A 627-nucleotide genomic window follows, 5' to 3' on the forward strand; every position below is an offset into this window, starting at 1 on the left:
GCCGAGATCGAGTGCGACGCCGCGGGCGGGCCCATTCGACGTTCGGAAGGCGCCGCGACAATGCCGCCAACGCGATCGCTAAAGCTCTTATCGGTGAGGCGCGCGGGCTTGGCTTTGAAGCGTCAGTGGAGCGACATTTGCACCTTTCGCTCGGTGGTCGCATTTTCGATGTCAATGTCGCTGACGTAGTTAAGCTTTCTCACGAACTCCGCGTACGACCAGGCTGGCGTTCGTCAATCGCCTCCTGCAATCCGAGACCGGAACCAGGATCGACCTTGCCGCGATGCCGCCGGACGGCGTTGCCCGATGTAGGGCAGCGTGGTCGCGGCTGACCTTGCCCCTCTTATCTAATCCGGTTTGAAGTTCGTTCTGGCCCATCGAGAGGACCAGGACATGAAACGTAGCCGCTTCTCTGAAGAGCAGATCATCGGAATTTTGAAGGAACATGAGGCCGGGGTATCGGTTGCCGATCTGTGCCGCAAGCACGGGGTCAGCAACGCCTCGATTTACAACTGGAAGGCCCGCTTCGGCGGGATGGATGTTCCGAGGCTCGGCGACTGAAGGCTCTGGAGGACGAGAACACGCGGCTGAAGCGGCTTCTGGCCGACGCCATGCTCGACAATGCCG

At 60.6% G+C, this 627-nt stretch carries 2 pseudogenes; both read left to right on the plus strand.

The features are described from left to right. Positions 1-212 precede the first annotated feature (212 nt). Positions 213-334: pseudogene (locus NKI67_RS33810) on the plus strand (aminoglycoside phosphotransferase); the annotation flags it as partial. 59 nt (positions 335-393) lie between these two features. After that, a pseudogene (locus NKI67_RS33815) lies at positions 394-627 on the plus strand (transposase); the annotation flags it as partial.

Origin of the sequence: Mesorhizobium sp. M0408 (assembly GCF_040321495.1) — a bacterium.
Classification (GTDB): Bacteria; Pseudomonadota; Alphaproteobacteria; order Rhizobiales; family Rhizobiaceae; genus Mesorhizobium.